This window comes from Burkholderia sp. Bmkn7 (assembly GCF_041103175.1).
GTDB lineage: Bacteria > Pseudomonadota > Gammaproteobacteria > Burkholderiales > Burkholderiaceae > Burkholderia > Burkholderia cepacia.
In genome coordinates this window covers 1,856,615-1,878,630 of sequence record NZ_JBGCUH010000002.1, presented here as the reverse complement: position 1 = coordinate 1,878,630, position 22,016 = coordinate 1,856,615, and the positions used below count along the sequence as shown (strand labels likewise).

Genomic DNA, 22,016 nt, shown 5'->3' with positions numbered 1-22,016 from the left:
TTGGATATCATGTTTGTTTTCTGAATGAGGCGACCGTTTTCGATCCTGCTTGCCGGCTATCGGCCAGTCGCCGAGACGATGAACACCGGGCCCTGCTCTTCGCGTAGTGTCAGCCGACGCCCCGTGATGTCGAGCGACGCTCCATAAAGGTCGGATGCGAACGTACCGGCAACGGGCAATTGCGACAGGTCGACGTCGACCGCTTTGTCGTTTCCATAACACCAGACCACGTATTTCACGACGCCTTCGGCACGCAATTGCAGGACGGCGAAGCGGCGGACCGGATCGAGAAACAGTCGTGCGGCGCGGGCGTTCGCGGTAAACGAGAACAGATGGCGAACCGCGACGTACGCCGGCAGCGGCGTGTTGTCGGCGTCCAGCAAGCCGAAGTTGTGCTCCACGTTCTTCGGATCGCGACCATCGTTGCGCATGTCGTAGTAAGCGGTGAGCCCGATCTGCGCGATCCAGTCGACCAGCAGGCGCCGCACCGCGTAGCGCGCCTGGCGTTCACGCGCAACCGGATCGTGACCGTCACGCGTGTGCGACACGTACTTGTATGCATAGGTCGGATACGACCACTCGGTGGCCCAGATCGCGGGAACCGTGCGATAGGTGGCGAGATCGCGCGCGAGCGCGGCATAGTCGCCCAGCGCGGTCTCCGGCGCATTCTGCCGATACGGATGCACGCTGACCGCGTCGGGTGCGGGCTGCGATGCGCTGCCGATATCGCCGACCGCACGGATGAAGGTCATGTCCACCTGCTGAACGCCCCCCGTCGCAACGACTGCATCCGGATTCGCGGCCTTGACCGCCCGGACGGTCGCTTCCAGCAGGTTTCGGTACGCGGCCGGCGAAGGCGACGCGAGCCAGTAGTCCTTGTGATCCTGCTCATTCCAGACTTCGAAGCGTACGGGCTGATCGCGATAGTGCCTCGCTGCCTGGGTCGCATACTCGGCGAATGCGTCGATCTGTGCGGGCGACGTCGGCGGCTGCTTGGGCGCGTATCGCGGATGTCCGTAGCCGAGGATGAACAGCGCCCCCAACCGGCGCGCGCGCAGGTTGGCGACGAGTGCATCGTAGCGCGAGAAATCCCAGCCTCTCGGTGTTTCCACCGAATCCCAGAACAGGTCGGTACGGACGAACGAGAATCCGGCATCTCGTACCGCGTCGAGCAGCGCCGGATCGTCGATCTCGTGAATCGCTACGCCCGAATTCGCGCGCGTGTCGAAAAAGCGCGGGAGGGCGACGAACGGCAGCGCCGTCATCTGTGTCGCGTTCGGCAGGACGACAGCCGGTTCGTCCGAGCCAGCGGAATTCGACGCGGTCGATATGACGACGACCCAGAGCAGCGCGCTTGCGAACCACCTCGCCCAGCGCCTTGCGCGTGCAGAATGAACGGCCGTGCTCATTGACTGCCCGCCCAGTTCACCGCACGCTCCGGCGCGTCGCGACCGGTCAGACACTCGCGGCCGGCATGCATGGTCAGCGTGCGAATCGCAATGCCCGTAAAAAGCAGACAGCCAAGCGCTTCGAAGATGTCGGTCGTCACGCCGCTCAACAGCACGAAGAGCAGCATCAGCCATGCGCGCGGGTCGTCGGCACGACTTGCAAGCACGCGCTGTGCGAATACGAGCATGACGAGCACGGCTCCCACCACACCGAGATTCGCGACGACATAGAGCGCCGCATTATCGGAGTAGCCGGTATTGAAACCGAAATCGGCCGTATAGTACGCCGTCGCCGAACCGAAGCCGCCGGGCCCGACACCGAACCAGAGCAGGTTTGCGCTCGCCATGCCGTCGAGCAGCTTCGGCCAGGTGTTCAACAACCGGTCCTGCATCGAAGCGAGCGATCCCGTATCGGGAACACCGACGTTGGTCGTCGCGGCGATCACCCATCCCGCGACAGGCAATACGATCACCAGTGCGGTCAGGACGATACAGGCGCGCCTCAGGCCTGTCGTTTTCAGCGTGACGAAACAGAGCAATACGAGCGAGAGTGCAATGAGTGTCGTCTTGTTGGTCGTGGCCCAGATGGCGGCCGCCGACATGGCGAGCAGCACCACGACCGCCATCGCATGGCGCAGGCGCGGGACGAGCCACGTGGTCAGCAAGCCGATCACGAGGCCGGTCGTCGCGCTGCTTCTACCGAAACCGGGAAGGCGCGGAACGGTACCGACGTAATTGGACGAAGCAAGCTGCACATTGACGCCGTCGACGTCGATGCTCCCGCCCACCCACGGCAGGTGCACCAACCCGTTGAGCATGACGCCGGCGCAGCATGCCGTCGTCAACACGACGAACGCGAACCGGATCGAATTCGACTCGAGCATGTCAAGCGTGCCGGGCGGCATGAGAAGCACGAACAGCAACGGCGCGACCGTCCAGACCCAGAAACACGCGGCGACGAGACTGACGCCGTTCGCGAGCGAAACGCACAGTTGTACGGCCAGGTAACTTCCGACGAGCAGCATATCGATACGCGGTCGAATCGCGAGGCCAAGCACGATGCAGCCGACCATCATCGCCTTGGGCAGATAACCAAGCATCGAAATGCCGGCGAGCGACGTGTAATAGCGAATCGCGCCGGAAAAGACCTCGCTCGCGATCGCGATCATGAAAGTGGCGGCCCAGAGCCGGTTAATCGATCGGTTTCCGTTCATGATGCTGGATACACCTGTTTTCGAGCGGAGCGACGCGAAGGCGTGGCACGCGACACGGTTCGCGCAAGCCGCCCCGTGCGAATCGCGCCGATCAGGCGCGGCGAAGCGTCGCCGGCCTGCGCTCATGTCAGGCCAGTATAGGCGGGCGCAATCCGGCGAAACGTTCGACACCTCACACTTTCCGTGCCTGCGGCGCGACCGGATCTCGCCACGATCCTGCCCCCTGCGTCGTGTATTCATGGCGCGAATCGCGTCAACCCGAACGCACCGATATATCGACGACGCCGACCCGTTCGCGACGGAGGACATACGCAAGCGCGACAGCGACGGCCGTTTCCGTGATCAACACCGCGATAGCCGCACCCCGCTCGGCAAACAGCATGGCAAGCGGCGGCAGCAACGTCACATTCAACATGCCGGAGGAAATCAGGATGATGCTGAAGGCGCGCTTCATGCCGAGCGGCAGCATCGTTTGAACGCCGAACAGATCCGTCATGCATGCCATGAACGGCACGAGCGCCAGGCAATGCAGCACGCCGATCGTCGGCGCGAATGAGCTGCCGTACAGAATCCGGACAGCGATCGGCGCGCACGCGTAGATGACGGCCGACATGGCCAGGACGAGCGCACCCTGCACGACGATCAGCTTGCGCAGGAACGCGAATGCCTCGTCGCGCGCGTGATGCATCAGATAGGTAATGTGTGGATAGGTCGAGGCCCGCAGCGGCTGCAACAGGCCGACCGCTGCCCGGATCAATTTGTCACCCGCAGCGAAATAGCCGGCGGCGACGTTACCCGAGACGATACTCAGCAGCACGGTATTGGTCGACGCGTAGAACGAGATCGACGTCGACGCGAGGAACACCTGAAAACCGCCTTGCAGCGCAATCACGATATCGGCAAACCGCACGCGCACCCCTTCGATCTCGCGCTGAAGGAAGAGATAGGCCAGCAACGTGATCCCGCACAGCAACGGTACCGCCGCGTTGATCGCGACGGCAGGCAGGAGATCGTCAGGCGTGCGAACCCACATGAAGAAGGCGGCGACACTGAGCGCACGGTATGCGACTACCGTGACGCTGTACACGCTCAACCGCTGGATTCCCTGGAAATACCAGCCTGGTGTCAACGCGGCACCGATCGCCATACCGAATCCGATGAGCAGTGCCGTGCGCTCCGCCGCGAAATGCGGAATCAGCATCGTCAGCGCGATGAGCACGGCGAAGCCGGCAACGGTAATCAGCCACTGGGCGCAAACCGTCGTCCAGAAGATGCGTGATCGCTCCCCCCTGTCCTTCGCGAGCGCAACACGCGGCGTTGCAGTCAGGTCGAAACTGTAATTCGCGAGGTTGATGAAGTACGTTGCAACCGCAAGCACGAACGACAGCGTTCCGTATTGTTGCGGGCCGAGCACGCGCGTCAGCAGCGGCAACGTGACGAGAGGGATGACATAGGTCGAGATTTGCAGCGAAAACAACAACGCAAAGTTTTTTCGGACGGCGGTCATCGTGCTTTCCGGGCTGAATATGAACAGTGCACCGACCGTCAATGTGCCCACGTGCGCGGGCTGTCCCTACCGATACCGAGTACGGCGTACAGCGACGACGCATAGCAGTCGACCGAGTAACGCGTCCAGTCGTAGCGTCGTTTTTCGCTGTCGAGGTGCGCACGCAGTTCGGCCAGTGCGCGCGCGAAGCCGTCAGGCGTATCCCGGTAGCGAATCTTGTTGCCGATCTCGTCGCCGAAGGTCGACAGGCTCCCGATGTCGTGGACGAGCGCCGGCAGGCCGAGCACTGCGGCTTCGACAATGACGAGGGGCGCGTTCTCCACCCAGATTGACGGCAACACGAGCGCATCGTGCATGGGCAGTGCGGCGAACAATGTGTCGTGATCGAGACGTCCTGCGAAACGCAACCGCCCCGATTCGACGAGTGCCGCGTACCGTTGTTCCAGGTTGCCGCGCTCCGATCCGTCACCGTAGACAGTGAGCGACGCAATCGCATCGCCTGCCGATTCGGTCATCCGTGCAAGGAACTGCGCAAGGCCCTTGTCCGGTTCCACGCGACCGACAAACGCGAGATCGAGACGATCGCCCTTCGCCGGCTTCGGCGCGCGCGGCACCAGCGTGGCGTCGATCGGGTTCGGCACCAGCGTGGCAGGCGTTCGACCGGACCGCGCAATCAGGTCGCGCATGAAGGGGCTCGGACAGAGGATCTCGTCGAACAGGCTGATCGGGTCGAACAGCGCCTTGACCGCATGCCAGTGCAACTTCTTCCCGAGGTCGTGAAGAAAACCGTGCGGACTGGCCGTGAGCGCAAGACGCCGGACGCGACGCAGCTCGTCCGGAGACAACGGCCGCGCCGTTCCCCGGGAATAGACCATCAGGCTCGGGTTGTAGAACAACAGATGGTAGTCGTGCGCGGTCAGGTACAAGCCACATCCCGACCGCCGCTTGTAGCGCGCCAGCACGGGCAGGATCGCGCTCGACAACAGGTTGTGATAGTTGTGCACGAGGATCCGTTGCGGACGAAATCGCTCGAGCAGCGTGACCAGCGCACGTGCAGCGGCTGGCGACCACGCGCGCGAACGCCGGCTGTCTTCGACATCGGGGAGCGTGTGCTCGTCGAAGGTTTCGACCACGACGCCGTCGCGGGCGCGCAGCACGTCGACCGATACCCGATATACCTCTTCGGCCCCGCCCCTGCGAACGAAGTCGTTGATGATCAACACGCGCGTCACGACGGGCCTCAACGGACGTCGTACCGTGAACGCGACGCGTCGTCACGGCCCGCGTACGCGGGAGGCGGCGCGGTTCGCCCTTTCCGCGAGCCCGTACCAGGCCCTCCTCCTGCATGCTCGGCCTGCAGACCGCAGCATGTGCTCGTGTTTCGGCATTCGTGGCGATTTCGTTGCATCGGTATTCCTGAACGGCCTCGTGGCGCCGCCCCCCTCACAGGCGCGACGACAGGAGAAATGGATACCGCCACGATAGTGTTTCGGAAGTCCGGGATCTGTTCGCACGATTACTTACGGGCGGTTTCAAACGGGCGTCCCGACGCATCGGGTCGTGTTACGTCCCGGGCGCCGCTCCTATGCCAGACGTTCAGCCCTCCGCAAATGGCCGACTCCACCGCGTTTGCGTCGGTTCGGCGCACGCCGACGTGCTATTGGATCGCGCGTTCCGTCTTCGTTTCCGCTTTCGGTTTCGCGACGGCGCCGGCGCTGACGGCGGACACTGCCGGCGCATGCCAGTCGGTCAGCAACGCAGTGCATCGATCGATCACGTATTGCGCGGCAGCCGTGCCGCGCAGCGAGTGATCGAGTGCATCCTGAGTGTCGACCGATACATTCGGCAAGTGCGCGAACGCACCGCTGGACGCCGAGCCGAAATTCCGGACTACGACGTCGACACCCGCGTCGAACGTACCGTAGATCAGATGCGTCTGGATGCCGCGCGCAGACATGTCACGCAGCAAGCCACGGGGCGTGTCCTTGCCGCCCCCCCGGCCAACACGCTCCATGAAGCGCCTGACCGGTACGGTCATGACATCCGAAACGAAGCGGACAAGCGCGCGCAATACGGGACGCAGGTCGCGCCCCTCGGCGAGCAGGCGGCGCCACTTGTCGAGATTGCGCAACGATGCGGCATAGCCACGCATCGAATTGGTCTGGTTATTGACGGCATTCGTGAGCGTCTGCCCGCGCGGCCAGATGAAAACCGGGAGATTGACCGCGATCACGCCGGCCAGGGGCGCCCGCGCGGCCGCGTGAAGCGATGCGTACGCCCCGGAGCAGATCCCGAACGCAACGATCTTGTGGTGTCCCGCTTCTTTCAGCCAGCGCGCAGCGGCAACCATGTCGCCAACCGCCTGGTCCGAGTACGGAATGTCCGTCTGGTCGTCACGCGCACGCTCACTGCTGTCGCCGATGCCGCTCGAATCGAACCGCAGGCTGCGGATGCCCAGCGCCGCGAGCGACCGCGCCAGCCGAACGGCAAGCCGTCCGTCGGCGATGCGCGGATTGGCGGCCGTATTGGCGATCAGCAGTGTGGGCGCACCGATGCATAGCCTGTCACCGGCCGGTTCGCTCAACACGCCGACCAGTTGTTGCGGGCCGACACGTATCAAGTGTTCGATGCTGCCCTTACCCGCCAGTACGACGTCGGATACCGGGCGTGGCGCACGGGGGACGCGTGCGACCGTATCCGCACCGTCCTCGATCCAGTTCGCGATCGTATCGGGAAGCGCATCGGGCAACCGCGACCAGAGCGGTTCGCGCATCGCGACCGACCAATCCTGACACGTATGAACGCTCGCCGCGACACCGCGCGCCTGCAGCGCGTCCGACAATGCGGCACTGTCGCCATACGGCGCATCGACGAGCAACGCGCGTGCCGGCAACGTGCGCATGTTCGCCGCAGCATGGCACAGGTCGATGCGCCGGAGTGCATCGACGAGATCGTCGGGATACGCGTGACCGAGTACATTGAACGGCCGTTCGTCGCGCACCGCATCCCGTACGGTCGGCGGCACGTTATCGAGCCAACGTTGTGCAACGAGGGAAAGCTCGCGTACGTAGCCGCGGCCGCGCACGACCGGCGCAATTGCGACGAAACGCGTGAGCCGCGGCATACCCTCGGCTGCGAGGAGCGCCAGCGCCGCGCCGGCGCGTATGCCGACGAGCGTCAGGCTGTCTGGCGCTACGCGCTCGTGCAGCGTGAGAACGGACTGCCTGATGCCCTCGAGCATCCGCTCGAAGCGATCCGAGTCCTGTTCGTCGCCGAGCGAATCACCGCTTGCAGGATAGTGAAAACGCAGCACCGGAAAGCCACGATCCGCGAGATGCTCGGCGAGTGAGCGTACCAGTTTATGAAGCCAGAGCGCCTCGTGGCCGAGCGGTTCGCAAATCACGATGCCATGGGATCGATTACCCTCGTGAAGCCAGCCGACGCATCCATCGAACTGGATGGGTGTCATGGTTTGGTCCTTGTTTTAAGTGTCTGACAGGCCGGATTTCAATGCGTGCTTGCCGCAGGCCATGGGGCAAGTGGTCGATCGCTACTCGCCTGAACGAAGAGACGCGCACGCCTGACGTGCGAGCGTTCGCCGCGGACCACCCCGATCCGCCTGCGCTTCGTCGTTGAGACTGCTTCCGAGAATGTCCTTCATTCGCATTCCGTCATATCGCCATTTTTCACGCCGGATGACCTCGATGCGTCGGGCAGACGGCCCCGCTCGAATGTCTACGGGTAGTAGACCATCCATTTCTGACGTATTGCGTACGTCACATTACATTTTCAATACGTTCCGCCGCACTGCGCTCGAAGCGGGCCGGAACATCGCGACAGCGGCATCCGAAACGCGCTTCACGGTGTAACGGCGCGGGCGGTCAGCGCTCCCTGCGCCGCAGACGGAATCAGCAGGTTCACGACACGGCTCCAGCGCACCAGCGATGACGCGTCGACGAATACGACATCGCGACGCTCGAGCGCGAACTGGTCGGCGAGCGCGTAGGATGCCGGCGCACTCCCGTCCAGGTGATAGACCAGCGGCCGGTTGTCGGGCCCGCGGCGCACCACGTAAATCTGCCGCGCGTCCGACGTGTATTGGCTCACGCCGCCCGTGTCGCCGAGCGCTTCGCCCAGGCTCATTCGCCCGTCGGTCAATGTCAGCGTCGCCGGGCGCGACACCTCGCCAAGCACGAACACCTTCGCTTCGCTCGTCGCACGCACGCGCACCAGGTCGCCGTCGCGCAGCAGGATGTTCGACGGATTCACACCGGCCGCAATCATCGCCGGCAGGCTCACATTTACCGTCTTGCCGCTGCGTGTCACCGTGACTTGCGACCGATCGGCCGCGGTCGTGAATCCGCCTGCGCGATCGATCGCCTCGGGCAGCGTCATCGGCATGTCGTTGACGATCTGCAACCCGGGCGTACGAACTTCGCCGTCGAGATACACGCGCTTGCTGCGATATGCCTGGATGCGCAGTGCAATCTGCGGCTTGCGCACATATTCGCCGAGTCGTCTGGTCAGTGCCGTGCGCGCCTCCGCTTCGGTCATCCCGGCGACGTGCACGAGGCCGGCATACGCGAATTGCACGTTACCGCTCGCGTCGACCGTGTAGCCCGCCGCGACCGAGTTGGTACCGACGTTGTCGCCATTCGTCGCCTGGGCCGTCGGCAGGTTCAGTTCGGGGTGATCCCATACGACGATGTTCAGCACGTCGCCGGGACCGATGACGTACGCCTTCGGCGTGCCGAACAGGTGCCGGACTTCGGCGTCGACGCTGGCGGAACGCGTGGCGTGCTGCTGCTCGACGAATGCCGGCGTGATTTCGATCAGGTCCGCGCTCGACACGTTCTGTACGCCGTCGAGGCCGCCCGCACCCGACGCGGCGACGCCCACGCGTGCATTCGCGTCGCGTTCCGCCGGCGCGCGGTACGTCATGCCGGGCGCAAATGCACATGCGCTCAGCGCACACACGGTCACCGCCGCCGCGAGCAGTCGCGGTGAACCGATCCTCGATCTGGTTTGTGTAGTAGTTGACATCGCGTCTTTCCAAACTGTGCTGGAACCCGCCGACATGACGGATTGCCGCATTACGCTTGCCGGCACGACTCGCGTTGCATAGCCGCGCGGCCCTTGCATCGCACGTCGATCCGTACAGGTCGTCATGAGCGGTACCCTGTCGCGCTCGTCTGCAGCCGGTCGGCCGGCGCACCCCATGCCACCTGCATCGCAGCGTCAATCGTCGCCCGATACGACCCCGCGCACCACGCGCCGACACCGCCTGGCCGGTCGTGCTCCGGCCGGGGTGCTCACGCGCTGATACCTGATTGAACACTGTCCGGCACCGCGTGTATGTGAGCAACCTCACCGAAAGCCAATCTTCATACAAGCATCCGATCGCCCCAGACGCTCACGCCCCGCTACGCTGACCCCACCACCGGAAACCGTCGCCCGGCTACCGCAAGCGCGGTCGCCGGATCCGTCGTTGCAAAAAAAAGCGCACCGATCGGTGCGCGTTGCCGTGGAAGGCCGAGTCACGAAGTCTCCATGACGGTCTTGTCAGCCGCTACACCATTTGTTCAGGGTTGCGTCGAAAGTCAAGGTCAGAACCTGACCGGTCGCCATGACGACGTTGGTCCCGGTTGCCGTCTGGATGTTCGCGTTGTTCGCAATCGTGCAGTTCCCGTTGGTCGCAACGATCTTGATCGACTGACCGTCAATCCCGCCGACAAGGTTCGTCAGCGTCGTCGGCAGCGCATAGTTCGCCGTCAGCTTGCTGATTCCGGTCACACTCGGCGTCGAACTGGTGCCGACGAAGCCATTGGCCCAGACCGCCATCGCATTGCCGGCGCTGTCGGCCGTCGGCGCACCATAGCTGTACCGAACGAGCCCGGTTGCATTCTCGATGTGAAACTGCCAGGGCCACATTTGCAGAAGGCGTCCGCTTGCCCATGCGCTATTGACTGCGCGCCCGTAGCGGTCTTCAGGAATATATTTGTAGCGACCGGCGACACCGTTGCCTTGCGAAGCGTCGACGCAGATCTTCGAGAAGTATTCGCCGGCCGGGATATACGAGGTATTGGATGAAGACGGCGTAAACGTATAACTGTCCGTTCCTGCCGTCACGCTTCCGGAACGCGTAATGGTGCCGGTGATCCCGAAGATCGTCGCCAGTGTCGTGTCGCCGGTCCCGTTGACGGCATTCACCGGCATGAAGATCGACAGGTTCGGCGTCGTGCCGAACGACCAGCCCGGAATCGGCACGGCACCCGTACCGGTCAGCACCAGGGCCGTGGTGATCTGCTGGAACACGCTGTCAGTCTCGCAATCGATTCTCAGATTGTATGGGCTCTCGGTGGCGATATAGACCGCTTCAGCACATCCGAAGTAATTCCTGAACCTGATCGCGTTATAGCCGACGTTCCCGACAATCACGCCCTTGACCGTCTTCGGGAATGCAAAGGTGAATTCGTTGTCGGTCGGATAAACATTGAAATTCGGGTTTGGCAGAATCTCGGCCGCATAGTCGTTGCGCGCACTCAACGGGAAGTTGATGTCGAACAGGCAGTTGGTGACCTGTCCGATGACGCTGAACATGCGCCCTCCGCTCAGGCCCATCGTCGTCATGCGATCATGCAGCACGATGTTGCGCGCCTGGATGCCGTACAGTGGAAAGCCGGTATTCGACGTGCGCCGGTCCTGCACGGCGAACGCCGTGCCATAACTGAAGATGATGTCGATATTGTTCAGGTTGAACAGGTTCGACGAATCGGATCCGGCGGCGGCCGGACTGTCGTCAAGATAGATGCCAAGGCTGGGCGTGTTCGTCGACACGTCGCCGCAATGCCTGATCTTCATCGTATCCAGATTGACTTCGCGTACGTTGGCGCGCGCTTGCGTCGATCCGCTTCCGGTATCCATCCACAGCACACCGCCGCCCCGGAAATACAGGCAGTTCACGTGCGCGACGTCGAGCCAGTCCACGTTGCCTTGCAATACCAATCCATGTTGAAGCGACGTGCACGCGCGATTGCCCTGAAGGGTAAAGTCACGCAGCACGCAACCGGCCAGGACGGCCGTGGTGGATGTCCAGGATACGTTGCCTGTTTGCGGGAGGTCCGTTGCTTCGTTATTGAAACCCGCGTTCAGTACTGTCAGGCATTGACCGGTGACCCCGGCGCCAAACTGGATGATCGAGGTACGCGCCGAATGCCCGAACAAGGCGATCGGCTTCGTGATCGCGGGCAGCGCGGTACCCGAATAGTAGACCCCGGCAGGAAGATCGCCTTTGACGGGCCAGATGGTCATCAGGTAGTTCAACCAAGCCGTCAGGGCCGGGCCGTCGTCGCTGCCGTAGACCACATTCGCCGCCGTGGCGGAAGCACCGGCTGCTTTCGCGAGCGTCACTTGTGTTGCGCTGACGAATGCCGCAATCGTCGTGGAGACCACAAGCGTCGCGACGCCACTTGCATTGGTCGTCGCAATATCGATACGCTTGCCGACGTCCGACACCGTGAACGCGGCCGATGCCGACGAAATCGCCGTCGACCCTGACGTCGTCACACCATCGTTGACGATCCTCGTATTTCCCTTCGCGCCAAAGTATTTGGCGCTGACCGGCAAATTGGCAGGCAGTGCCGCCGGCTGAGCAATCCATACCTGCGTGGTACCTGCTGCAAGATTCACGGCGATCCCGCCGTTGCTCGAGGCCAGCACGGTGGTACGCGACAGCGTGTTTCCGCTCGCGTTGTATGTGCCGATTCCGATCTCCCAGTTGCCACTCGGTGCACCGGCACCGGTCACGGCCTGCAACCCGTAATAGAAGGTATCGGCATTTGCACAAACAGACGAAAACGAACGGAATCCGGTCATTGCACCCGCCAGAGAGAGCGCCCCCGTACCGGTGGTCGTCGTCGTTTCCTGAACACGATCCTGAAGCTGGAATGCCATATCGATCCTCGACATGCGGTTGATGAATACGCTTGATGAAGGTTGACGAAAACGTTGAATGCGGCCCACCGAGCGGCGCATTTGTTTCGAACCTCTCAAAGCTGTCTCAGGCGCGTCCTGAAGCCGTCCCACCGATCCGTCGGATCGGCATGATCCCGGCTTGCCGTCCCCGCCCGGATTTCGACGCGAAGACGCGCGTTACTGCCCCAGTCTCGGAATCATCGTGACGCTCGGCGCCACGCTAAAGGTGACCGTCATCGCATCGCCAGGCTTGAGATCGATCAACCCGTTCGTCAATCCGCACGCATAGGACGCTTGCCCGTTTCGGGACACGCCGATCGACGACACGGTGCCGCCGGTGACCGACAGGCTGACCGCGCTCGGGTAACTGTTCGCGAACGTCCACGGTGACGCACCCACCACCTGCGGAACCGGTATCAACTGCACGCCGAAACCGACAAAACCGTTTTGCGCGATGTTGTCTTCGCTCCACGACGTGTAGGCCCACGAGTTCGACGAGATCAGCGCGTCGATTGCACGGGGATAATTGACCGGCTGGGCCATATAGTTTCCCCGCAACTTGAGCGACGCCCCGGCCGCGAGCGCCCCGACCGTGATGAGGCGGGCAAAGCCGTTGCAGCAGCCGATATTCTCGCCAGTATTGCCGCTGATCTCCGTGAACGACGCGCACGATCCATCCACGTAGATTCCGTCCTTCGAGATGCCGGACAATTGGTTCTTCGAGACGATGCACCCTCGCGTGTTGTACAGCGTGATTCCGGAAACGGCGCTGAGTCCGCCGGTTCCGGTGAACGTGATTGACGCGCCACTGGCGATTCCGCTACCCGTGAAATTGCTGGACAGTGTCACGGTCGGGCCATTTCCGTTACCGGAAACCGACGTCACGTAAGTGCCGACCGGGATATTCGTTCCGGATACACCTTGCCCCACGGCACAGCCGCGTGCCGACGGGTACGGCGTAAACGTCAGCGTGTTGGTTCCAGCCGCCGCCGCGGCCGAGGTCTTGATCGTCTGAGTCGTCATGCAGACCATCGGGGTAAAGACGATGGAAGCACCGCTCGCCACGGTGCCGGTCGTCGCCTTGCTCAGCGTGACGGAATTCGCCGTCACGCCGGTCACGAAGGTTCCGACCGCGATGTTGGCCCCGCTGACACCCTGCCCGATCGACACACCTGTCGTTTCGTTTCCGGGCGACCCGAAACCGTAGTTGTCGTTGCAGGCGACACCTGTCGTCGTGGCGAACGTCAACGATGTCGCACCGTTCAGGGCCGCCGCGGTGGTCCGAATCGTCGCACCGAACAGGCCGACACCGGAAAAGATCACGCTCCCTCCACTCGGCACGGTCGCACTGCGGTTCAGCGTCACAGTCGATACGCCTGCCGATACGACCGTGCCGATCGGTACGCTTGTCGACCCGTCGAAATACCAGGCCATCATGCCGACAGCGACGCCGGGGGTATTGGCAAAGTTCAGCGTCGTCGATGCGGACGTCGCACCGATCGTCGTCAACGGAAAACCGTTCTTGTTGTTCGGGTCCCACGCATTTGTGATCGTATTCTGCGAAATGTTGACGTGGATGTTGCTTCCGGCCGGCTGCCACAGTCCGATCGGCGTTCCCGCAGCGTTCTTGATCGTGTTGTTGACGATCGTGATGTTCGAGTTATTGAATCCGGCCGTCGCGGTCACGACCAATGCCCCATAACCGAGCGGCCCGTTTGGCGAATTGACGATTGCACCGATATTGGATTGCACGCCGCACGTATCCAGAACGTTGTTGGCGACCGTCACATTGTCGTTGCCGTAAGACTGGTAGACGCTCGTCAACTCCGACGCGACATAAATACCGGCTGCCATCGGGTTATAGATCTGGTTATCGGTCACCGTGACGTCTTGCGCCCCGACAATCGCTATGCCCCGCGCGTATTTGGTTCCAACAACCCGGTTGTTTGCGATCGTGACGCGGCAGGGCCGGACACCCTCGTTGAAATAGCCCACCACCGCAAACGCGTCGTCACCGCCGTTGATCACTTCATTGTTCGTGATGGTGATGTCCGAACTGGCCTTCGTGACATGGATGCCGTCATGCCAGACGTCGAGCAGGGTATTGCCGAACACCTTGCCGTTGACGCAACTGCGCATGATCGCGCCACCGCCGGCCGAGTTGTTGAACTTGCATCCCGAAATCTCGAACTGGCTGCAATCCAGCAGGTTGAGTGAACCTGCGTTCTCGTCCGGATAGTACGCGGTCGAATTCTTCGAAAAGAATTGCAGATCCCGGATTTTGAAACGACTGGCGTTGCGCCAGTAAATCACCGAATTTTCGCCTTGCGGTGTCGTGCACTGCAGGATCGAATCCCACCCGGCTCCCATGATCGACGCCGTTGCAGTCAGCGTATTGCTGTACAGGTAAGTTCCCGGCGGAAAGTACAGCGGGATCCCGGCGTCGAGCGCAACCTGGAGTGCCGCCGTATCGTCGGTCACGCCGTCTCCCATCACCCCGAACCGCCTCACGCTCATCGGGAGATCGACCAGTTCCTGCAGAAGCGGTCGGGCGGTCAGGCCCGTTGCATTACCCACAACATATGTAGCCGGAAATTCTGCTGTCATTCACGCGCTCCGTATCGTCGCAATTCAATCTCGATGAAAAAACGTCAAGAAAACGGGGGAATCCGAAGGGAACACCCGTGCACGATCGTTCGTGCGCCCCTACTCCAGAATAGAAGCGGCATACCCGACGAACAGTGCGTGACATGACCGAATCCCGGTTCGATGCATACGCAACGAACCGGCGCACACGCGCCGCAGCATGACTCGCACACGCGCTTGCCCCGGGTACTTCTTACCCGATCACACACACGCCGTCGGGAACGATGACCGCTTTTCCACCCCGCCGCGCGGCCCTGCCCGATAAAGATCGTACGTATCGGTAGAAACACCGATGCTGTAGTCAAACTACATTCATACCATTAGTCGCTGCAGAGAATCGCTACATCCGATTCGGCAGTGCCGGGCGGCCTGCGCGTCGCCGCCCGCGTTGACCGGTCGAGCCCAACCGGCCGTAACGATTCCCCGCCCGGCCTGGCATGCCGACGCGCAACCACCCTGCATCGCCAGCCGAATGCGTCCGGTGCGAATCCACCGGACGAGCGCAGCTCCAGACATCATCCGAACAATCGGCAATACGATCAGGAGAGCAACATGCGGGACACACTCTGGCCGGCCGTCGTGCTGGCAGCGACCCTCTGCACCACCGCCTACGCAGGCGATGCCGACTTCAACGCGCAAGGCGATGCGACCGATGCGTTCGCGTCGGCCGCCGCGCAACGACGCGCCGACCTGCTCGTCCGCAAGATGACACTCGACGAGAAACTCCAGTTCATCCATTCGCAATACGAAATGTCCAAGGTGCCGGGCGGCGGCGCCGGCTATATCCAGGGCGTGCCGCGGCTCGGCATTCCCGATCTCAACATGGTCGACTCGGCGACCGGCTCCGGCAGCACGTCGCAGGCCAGCACGACGTTCCCCGCGACGATCGCCGTCGCCGCGAGCTGGGATCGCCGGCTGTCGTACGACTACGGCAAGCAGGTCGCGATCCAGTTGCGCGCGCAAGGATTCGGCATGGGCCTCGGCGGCGGCACCAATCTCGCGCGCGAGCCGCGCGGTGGCCGGCTGTTCGAGTATCTCGGCGAAGATCCGTTGCTCGCGGGCGACCTGCTCGCCGAACGCACGCTCGCCACGCAGCGGCAAAAGGTCATCGCCACGATCAAGCACTACGCGGGCAACGAGCAGGAGCACGGCCGGATGGGCGGCAACACGCAGATCGACGAACGCACGCTGCGCGAGCTTTACCTGCTGCCGTTCGAGATCGCCGCGAAGCGCGGTCGCCCCGGCAGCGTGATGTGCAGCTACAACCGGCTGAACGGCACATACGCGTGCGAAAACACTCACCTGCTGAACGACGTGCTGAAGAACGAATGGGGCTTCCAGGGCCAGGTGCAGTCCGACTGGGGCGCCACGCACAGCACGGCCGCCGCGATCAACGCCGGGCTCGACGAGGAAGAGGACGTCGGGCCGAGCGTGTACCTGACGCCGACGGCCGTCAAGCAGGCGATCGCGAACGGCTCGGTGTCGACCGCACGGCTCGACGACATGGTGCGGCGCAAGCTCGCCGTGATGATCCGCGTCGGCGTGATGGACGATCCGGCCACCGGCGGCGGCACGATCGATTTCGCGGCCGCGAACCGGTTCGCTCAGGCAGCTTCCGAGCAGTCGATCGTGCTCCTGAAGAACGACGGCAATCAGTTGCCGCTGGCGGCTTCGGCGCTGTCGCGCATTGCCGTGATCGGCGGCCATGCGGACGCGGCCGTGCTGTCCGGCGGCGGCTCGGGCAACACGCGCGACCCGGTGTCGGGTTCGTTCGCGGGTTGCGGCGGCCTGACGTTCGGCGCGTCGACCGGGTGCAGCTGGTGGCGCAATCCGTGGCTGAAGGTCGACGTGCCGATCGTCGCGGCCATCCGCGCGCTTGCGCCGGCCGCGCAGGTCACGTATGCGGGCAACAGCGACCAGCAGTCGCCGTTCCGTGCGTATACGCAGCAGGAAATCGACCAGGCCGCGGCACTCGCGGGCCGCTCGGACGTCGCGATCGTCGTGGTGGCCCAGCCGGCCGGCGAGGATTTCGGTGACCTGCAGAGCCTGAGCCTCGCGAACCCGTCGAACCAGGACGCGCTCGTCGAAGCCGTCGCGCGCGCGAATCCGCATACGATCGTCGTCGTCCAGAGCGGCAATCCGGTGCTGATGCCGTGGAAGGACAACGTATCGGCGATCGTCGAGGCGTGGTATCCGGGCGAAGCCGGCGGCAAGGCGATCGCGAACGTGCTGTTCGGCGCGGTCAATCCGTCCGGCAAACTGCCCGTCACCTTCCCCGCGCGCGATCAGGATTCGCCGGCCTGGGGGCAAAACGGCACGTTCGACAACGACCCGGTCTACGCGGAAAAGCTGAACATGGGCTATCGCTGGTATGACGCGCGCAACATCAAGCCGATGTTCGAGTTCGGCTACGGGCTGTCGTACACACACTTCGCGTATTCGGGGCTGTCGGTGTCGAAGCAGTGGGACGGGTCGCTGAGCGTCGCGTTCACGGTACGCAACGACGGGCGCGTCGCCGGTGCGGAGATCCCGCAGGTCTATCTCGGCGTGCCGTACAAGGACGAACCGCCGAAGCGGCTGGTCGGCTGGGAGAAGATCCGGCTGAATCCGGGCGAGGCGCGGCGTGTACGCGTGACCGTGTCGCCGCGCATGCAGAGCGTGTGGGATACGTCGCGTAACGGCTGGCGGTTCGTGCCGGGCGGCACCGTGTACGTCGGTGCGTCGTCGCGGGATATCCGGTTGCAGGGGCACTGAGCGGCGCCAACCCAGCGGAGGAGCCGCGCGTGTCGCGCCCGGCTCCTCCGTCTTCCGCCGTCCGCACCGGCGATCCTCACCGGAACAGTAGCGCCAGCAGCGTCGCGAGCGCGGCAATCGCGGCGATCCCCGCCGCGATCCCGGCCAGATGCGCGGCGACCACGAGGCCGGCCGGCAATCGCACGGATGCCGGGCCGCTCGCCCCACCCGGCGGCCCGGCTCGCGATCGCGACGCGACACCCGTCGTCATGCTCCGCTCCCTTCCAGCGTATCGAGCAACGGCTTCGCCAGATGCAGCACCTGATACACCGTGCCTGCGCCGCCGTCGTCCGGCTCGTGTTCGGTGACGACGGCACGCGTGAGCCGCCAGCGTAGCGAGTCCAGGCTGACCGCGGCCGCCACCACACCCTGCCGCGCCGCCACTTCGCGATTGCGCGCCACCTCCCGCGCCAGCGTCGCCTCGAGGTCGGCATCCGCCGGAATATCGACGGCTTCCAGACGAACGAAGCGCCCCGTCGACGCACTGCCCTTGCGCGCATCGAGCGCGACCTGCACGTCGATCGGCGCGCGGCCGAAGCTGTCCGTCACGACCCGGTAGCGGCCGCCCGTGACGAACCCGGCGAACGCCTGCTCGTTACGCCACAGATAGAACGACGCATAGCCGTTTTCCGTCGCACCGTAGCGGCCCGCCTCGCGCAGCAGGAACCCCTTGAACACCAGGTCCGGCGTGTCGTCCCAGAACTTGCCGCGCTCGCGCACGCGATGGCGGATGATGTCGAGGTCGTAGTCCGCCGGCAGGCGGTGCACGTAGTACGCGGTCAGCATGATCGACTCCTGAAGGGAAACGGAGATTCCGAATGGCTCGAGAACAGCGTAGAAGACCTTGAATCATTTGAAAATACGATGGCAGAATATTTCAATGATTCGATTTCTTAATGAATGAGTGTGCGATGAAAACGCTCGACATCGAAGCCGTGCAGGCGTTCGTGCTGACCGCCGACCTCAAGAGCTTCACGCGGGCCGCCGAGGCGATGGACACGACGCAGTCCGCGGTGAGCCTGAAGATCAAGCGGCTCGAAAGCGGCCTCGGCCGCCGCCTGCTGGAACGCACGCCGCGGCAGGTTCGCCTGTCGGCCGATGGCACCGCATTCCTGGAACCGGCGCGCGAACTGGTGGCCGCCCACCACGGTGCGATCGGCGCGTTCGGCACCGGCCGGCGGCGGCTGGTGATCGGCGTCAGCCACCATGTCGTCGGCGCCGATCTCCCGATGCTGCTGCGGCGCATGAGCGAGGCGGAGCCGACGCTCGTGCTGGAGATCCGCGTCGCCGCGTCGCGCGACGTGCTCGATGCATTCGACCGCGGCCAGCTCGACGCGGCCGTCGCGCTGCAGCACGACAGCCGGCGGCTCGACGGCGAAACCATCCTGTCGGAGTCGTTCGGCTGGATGGCCGCGACGGATTTCGAGTACCATCCGCCGCAACCGCTGCGGCTGGCCACGCAAGCCGAGCCCTGCAGCGTGCGCCGCATGGCGATCGGCGCGCTCGACCAGGCCGGTGTCGCCTGGACGGAGGTGTTCGTCGGCGGCGGCGTCGCGACGATCGGCGCGGCGGTGTCCGCGGGGCTGGCCGTCGCGGCGCTCGGGCATCGCGTGGCGCCCGCCGGCACGGTCGACGTCGGTGCGCGATACGGGCTGCCGCCATTGCCGACGCGCGACGTGGTGCTCCACTCGAGCCTGACCGATGCGCGCGCCCGGCAGGCACTGCGCACGCTCGGCGCGGCACTGCGCTCGTCGGTCGGGGCGCGTTGATGCCGCACGAGCCGGTGCAGGCCGTATCGTCCCGGCTCGGCCCATGCCAAACCGAACCACCCGGAGAGAAGACACATGCGTCCGCTGGACGAACTGGTCAACGAGCGTGAATCCGCCCTGCCGTCATTGATCGAGTGGTCGGCGGCAGCGCGTGATCGTTGCGAGATATTGCCGCCATCGGGCCGGAATGGCGAAATCCTGTCGACCCTTCAGGTCACCACGCGATCGCTCCTGGGGGCCATCGCCTATTCGACCGGCGGCCTGCTCGTGGACGGCGGCTACCTTCGTCTGCTCGGCTCGGGCCATCCCGCGTTGCCCCGGGACATCGTCGGCTGGAATCAGGGACGCTCCTCCGGCTTTCTGTTGGTCGCGGATGATGCCGTCGGCGGATTCTTCGCCTTGAATGGCGGCGCACTCGGGGAGGACACGGGCTCCGTGTACTACTTTGCACCCGACACGCTGGAATGGGAGCCCCTCGGGATCGGGTACGGCGACTTCGTGCGATGGTCGCTCGGCGACACGTTGAGCGACTTCTACGCGAGCATGCGCTGGCCTGGCTGGCAGGCCGATGTCCAGCGCCTGACGACGGATCAATGCTTCAGCTTCTATCCATTCCTGTGGACGAAAGAAGGATCGGTCGAACGCAGCAGCCGTCGGGCGGTCGACGTTGCCGAGCTGTATGCGCTCCAGATCGGCGCCGGCGCCAAGACGTCAAGACAACCGTGATCCGGTGGACCTGCCTTCGAATCCGGGACGTCGAGTCGCGTGGCCAAGCCGGTGCGCTTGGCCGCACCTGAGCATTCACATCGGCATCGCGTTTTGACGGCTTCGAAAGGCGTCGATGCGCGCCACGGTAAAATTCCTGTTTCATCCCGCCCGCTCGTGCCGCCGCCCGAGGCCTGCGCGGGTCGATATCCAACGCATCGCCCGGCCGTCATCATCTTGATTTCCCTACACCTTTCATCTCGCGACGCATGAGTTACTCGCTCGCCACCACCTGCATCCGCGAACTCGAGATCCGCAAGAGCCGCTTCATCGGGTTCGCGATCCCCGTCGACGATCGCGACGCCGCGATGCACGCGCTGCAGCGCCTGCGCGACGAGCATCCTGCGGCCACCCACGTATGCTGGGCGTTGCTGGCGGGTGGGCAGTCGGGCATGTCGGATGACGGCGAGCCGTCGGGCACCGCGGGCCGGCCGATCCTCGAAGTGCTGCGCCATCACGATCTCGACGGCGTGCTCGGCGTGGTCGTGCGCTACTACGGCGGCGTGAAGCTCGGCGCGGGCGGACTGGTGCGGGCCTATACGGATGCGATCGCATCGGCGCTGCTCGACGCCGAGCGCGTCGAACGTGTCCGCTACACGCGGCTCGCGATCGAGATCGGCTACCCGGACGAGGCACGCGTGCGCCGCTGGATCGAACAGGCCGGATACACGCTCGTGGACAGCGCGTACGGGATGACGGTGAAGCTCTCGATCAAGCTGCCGGAAAACGCCGAAGCCGCGGCAAGAACCGAACTGTTCGACCTGACGCAAGGGCGCTCGGGATTTCCGGCGACGTGACGCGCGGGCAACGCGTCCGCGCTCCCCGCGTGGCCGGACGAATCCCGGCGCCGGTCAGTCGGTCGGTCAGTAAGTGTCCGGGACGATCATGTCGTCCGGCACCGGCCGGCGGATGTAGTCCTCGTGATGCTCGCGCGGCGGGAGGTCGATCGGCGCGTGCGGCACCTCGTGATACGGCACCTGCTGCAGCAGATGGTGAATGCAGTTCAGCCGCGCGCGCTTCTTGTCGACCGCCTGCACGACCCACCACGGCGCTTCCGGAATGTGCGTGCGAAGCAGCATCTCTTCCTTTGCGGCCGTGTAGGCTTCCCAGCGGCGGCGGCTCTCGAGATCCATCGGGCTCAGCTTCCATTGCTTGAGCGGATCCTCGATCCGGCTCTGGAACCGCACTTCCTGCTCGTGGTCGGTGATCGAGAACCAGTACTTGACGATCTGGATCCCGCTGCGCACGAGCATCTTCTCGAACTCGGGCACCGAACGGAAAAACTCCTCGTATTCGTCGTCGGTACAGAAGTTCATCACACGCTCGACACCCGCGCGGTTGTACCAGCTGCGGTCGAACAGCACGATTTCGCCGCCGGCCGGCAGATGCGCGACATAGCGCTGGAAATACCACTGCGTGCGTTCGCGGTTGTTCGGCGCCGGCAGCGCCGCCACGCGGCATACGCGCGGGTTCAGTCGCTGCGTGATGCGCTTGATCGCGCCGCCCTTGCCGGCCGCGTCGCGCCCCTCGAAAATGACGACGAGCCGGTGCCCCGTGCTCACGACCCAGTCCTGCAGCTTCACGAGTTCGCCCTGCAGGCGGAACAGCTCGCGGAAATACTGCTTGCGCGCTTCGCGCCGCTCCTGCGAAAACAGCAGGTCGTCGCTGTCGTCGAAGCGGCGATCGTCGAGCTCCATCTCGAGTTCTTCGTCGTAAGCGTCGACCAGGTCTTCCTCGAAGCGGCGCTGGCGCGCTTCCATCGATTCGAGATCGGCGCGGTTGTCGGTCTCGGTGCGGTTATCGTTGTCGCCCATGGGGCCTCCTTCCATCGTTGACGCAGCCAAACGCCGACATTATCCCAGCGTCGCGCGTCAAATTCATGAAAATGGGCCGGCGCACC

Annotated in this window: 15 protein-coding genes; 4 read left to right on the top strand and 11 right to left on the bottom strand. The window is 64.0% G+C overall.

All coding sequences use genetic code 11. From position 1 onward, the window contains the following. Positions 1-56: 56 nt before the first annotated feature. The 8 genes from AB3K92_RS14355 to AB3K92_RS14320 all read right to left on the bottom strand — a co-directional run bounded on the left by AB3K92_RS14355 (position 57) and on the right by AB3K92_RS14320 (position 14,750). Positions 57-1,409: a cellulase family glycosylhydrolase gene (locus AB3K92_RS14355; protein ID WP_369465308.1), complete on the bottom strand. Its 1,353-nt coding sequence runs from the start codon at positions 1,407-1,409 to the stop codon at positions 57-59. After that, positions 1,406-2,833 (bottom strand): O-antigen ligase, encoded by a 1,428-nt coding sequence (locus tag AB3K92_RS14350; protein ID WP_244113403.1) that lies wholly within the window; start codon positions 2,831-2,833, stop codon positions 1,406-1,408. The genes AB3K92_RS14355 and AB3K92_RS14350 overlap by 4 nt, the downstream gene beginning before the upstream one ends. Before the next feature lie 82 nt (positions 2,834-2,915). Next, positions 2,916-4,169 carry an oligosaccharide flippase family protein gene (locus AB3K92_RS14345; protein WP_111997593.1) on the bottom strand — a complete coding sequence of 418 codons (1,254 nt, stop codon included), beginning with the start codon at positions 4,167-4,169 and terminating at the stop codon, positions 2,916-2,918. Positions 4,170-4,207: 38 nt separating this feature from the next. Then, a complete protein-coding gene (locus AB3K92_RS14340; protein WP_059591324.1) occupies positions 4,208-5,401 on the bottom strand; it encodes a glycosyltransferase family 4 protein in 1,194 nt (397 codons plus the stop codon). Positions 5,402-5,826: 425 nt separating this feature from the next. After that, positions 5,827-7,638: an alpha/beta hydrolase gene (locus AB3K92_RS14335; RefSeq protein WP_042975040.1), complete on the bottom strand. Its 1,812-nt coding sequence runs from the start codon at positions 7,636-7,638 to the stop codon at positions 5,827-5,829. 389 nt (positions 7,639-8,027) lie between these two features. Continuing rightward, positions 8,028-9,212, bottom strand: a complete 1,185-nt coding sequence (locus tag AB3K92_RS14330; protein WP_059623191.1) for a polysaccharide biosynthesis/export family protein — start codon at positions 9,210-9,212, stop codon at positions 8,028-8,030. 519 nt (positions 9,213-9,731) lie between these two features. Then, positions 9,732-12,203, bottom strand: a complete 2,472-nt coding sequence (locus AB3K92_RS14325; RefSeq protein WP_369465307.1) for a hypothetical protein — start codon at positions 12,201-12,203, stop codon at positions 9,732-9,734. Positions 12,204-12,320: 117 nt separating this feature from the next. Beyond that, the gene (locus AB3K92_RS14320) at positions 12,321-14,750 is read right to left on the bottom strand and encodes a right-handed parallel beta-helix repeat-containing protein (RefSeq protein WP_369465306.1); all 2,430 of its coding nucleotides are present in this window, start codon (positions 14,748-14,750) and stop codon (positions 12,321-12,323) included. A 591-nt stretch (positions 14,751-15,341) separates the two neighbouring features. On the opposite strand from AB3K92_RS14320, the gene AB3K92_RS14315 reads away from it, so the two are divergent. Next, complete coding sequence (locus tag AB3K92_RS14315; protein WP_059552353.1) at positions 15,342-17,543, top strand: glycoside hydrolase family 3 C-terminal domain-containing protein; 2,202 nt, start codon at positions 15,342-15,344, stop codon at positions 17,541-17,543. A 76-nt stretch (positions 17,544-17,619) separates the two neighbouring features. On the opposite strand, the gene AB3K92_RS14310 is transcribed toward AB3K92_RS14315, so the two are convergent. Together AB3K92_RS14310 and AB3K92_RS14305 are read right to left on the bottom strand one after the other, a co-directional pair. Further along, positions 17,620-17,793 carry a hypothetical protein gene (locus tag AB3K92_RS14310; protein WP_175850441.1) on the bottom strand — a complete coding sequence of 58 codons (174 nt, stop codon included), beginning with the start codon at positions 17,791-17,793 and terminating at the stop codon, positions 17,620-17,622. Beyond that, positions 17,790-18,368 carry a DUF4865 family protein gene (locus AB3K92_RS14305; protein ID WP_060231880.1) on the bottom strand — a complete coding sequence of 193 codons (579 nt, stop codon included), beginning with the start codon at positions 18,366-18,368 and terminating at the stop codon, positions 17,790-17,792. The genes AB3K92_RS14310 and AB3K92_RS14305 overlap by 4 nt, the downstream gene beginning before the upstream one ends. Before the next feature lie 125 nt (positions 18,369-18,493). On the opposite strand from AB3K92_RS14305, the gene AB3K92_RS14300 reads away from it, so the two are divergent. The 3 genes from AB3K92_RS14300 to AB3K92_RS14290 all read left to right on the top strand — a co-directional run bounded on the left by AB3K92_RS14300 (position 18,494) and on the right by AB3K92_RS14290 (position 20,913). Further along, positions 18,494-19,351 carry a LysR family transcriptional regulator gene (locus tag AB3K92_RS14300; protein WP_060125521.1) on the top strand — a complete coding sequence of 286 codons (858 nt, stop codon included), beginning with the start codon at positions 18,494-18,496 and terminating at the stop codon, positions 19,349-19,351. Positions 19,352-19,426: 75 nt separating this feature from the next. Next, the gene (locus tag AB3K92_RS14295) at positions 19,427-20,077 is read left to right on the top strand and encodes a DUF2625 domain-containing protein (RefSeq protein WP_059591338.1); all 651 of its coding nucleotides are present in this window, start codon (positions 19,427-19,429) and stop codon (positions 20,075-20,077) included. 248 nt (positions 20,078-20,325) lie between these two features. After that, complete coding sequence (locus AB3K92_RS14290) at positions 20,326-20,913, top strand: YigZ family protein (RefSeq protein ID WP_369465305.1); 588 nt, start codon at positions 20,326-20,328, stop codon at positions 20,911-20,913. A gap of 66 nt (positions 20,914-20,979) precedes the next feature. On the opposite strand, the gene ppk2 is transcribed toward AB3K92_RS14290, so the two are convergent. Next, the gene (gene ppk2, locus AB3K92_RS14285) at positions 20,980-21,930 is read right to left on the bottom strand and encodes a polyphosphate kinase 2 (protein ID WP_021159485.1); all 951 of its coding nucleotides are present in this window, start codon (positions 21,928-21,930) and stop codon (positions 20,980-20,982) included. Between the last annotated feature and the right edge of the window lie 86 nt (positions 21,931-22,016).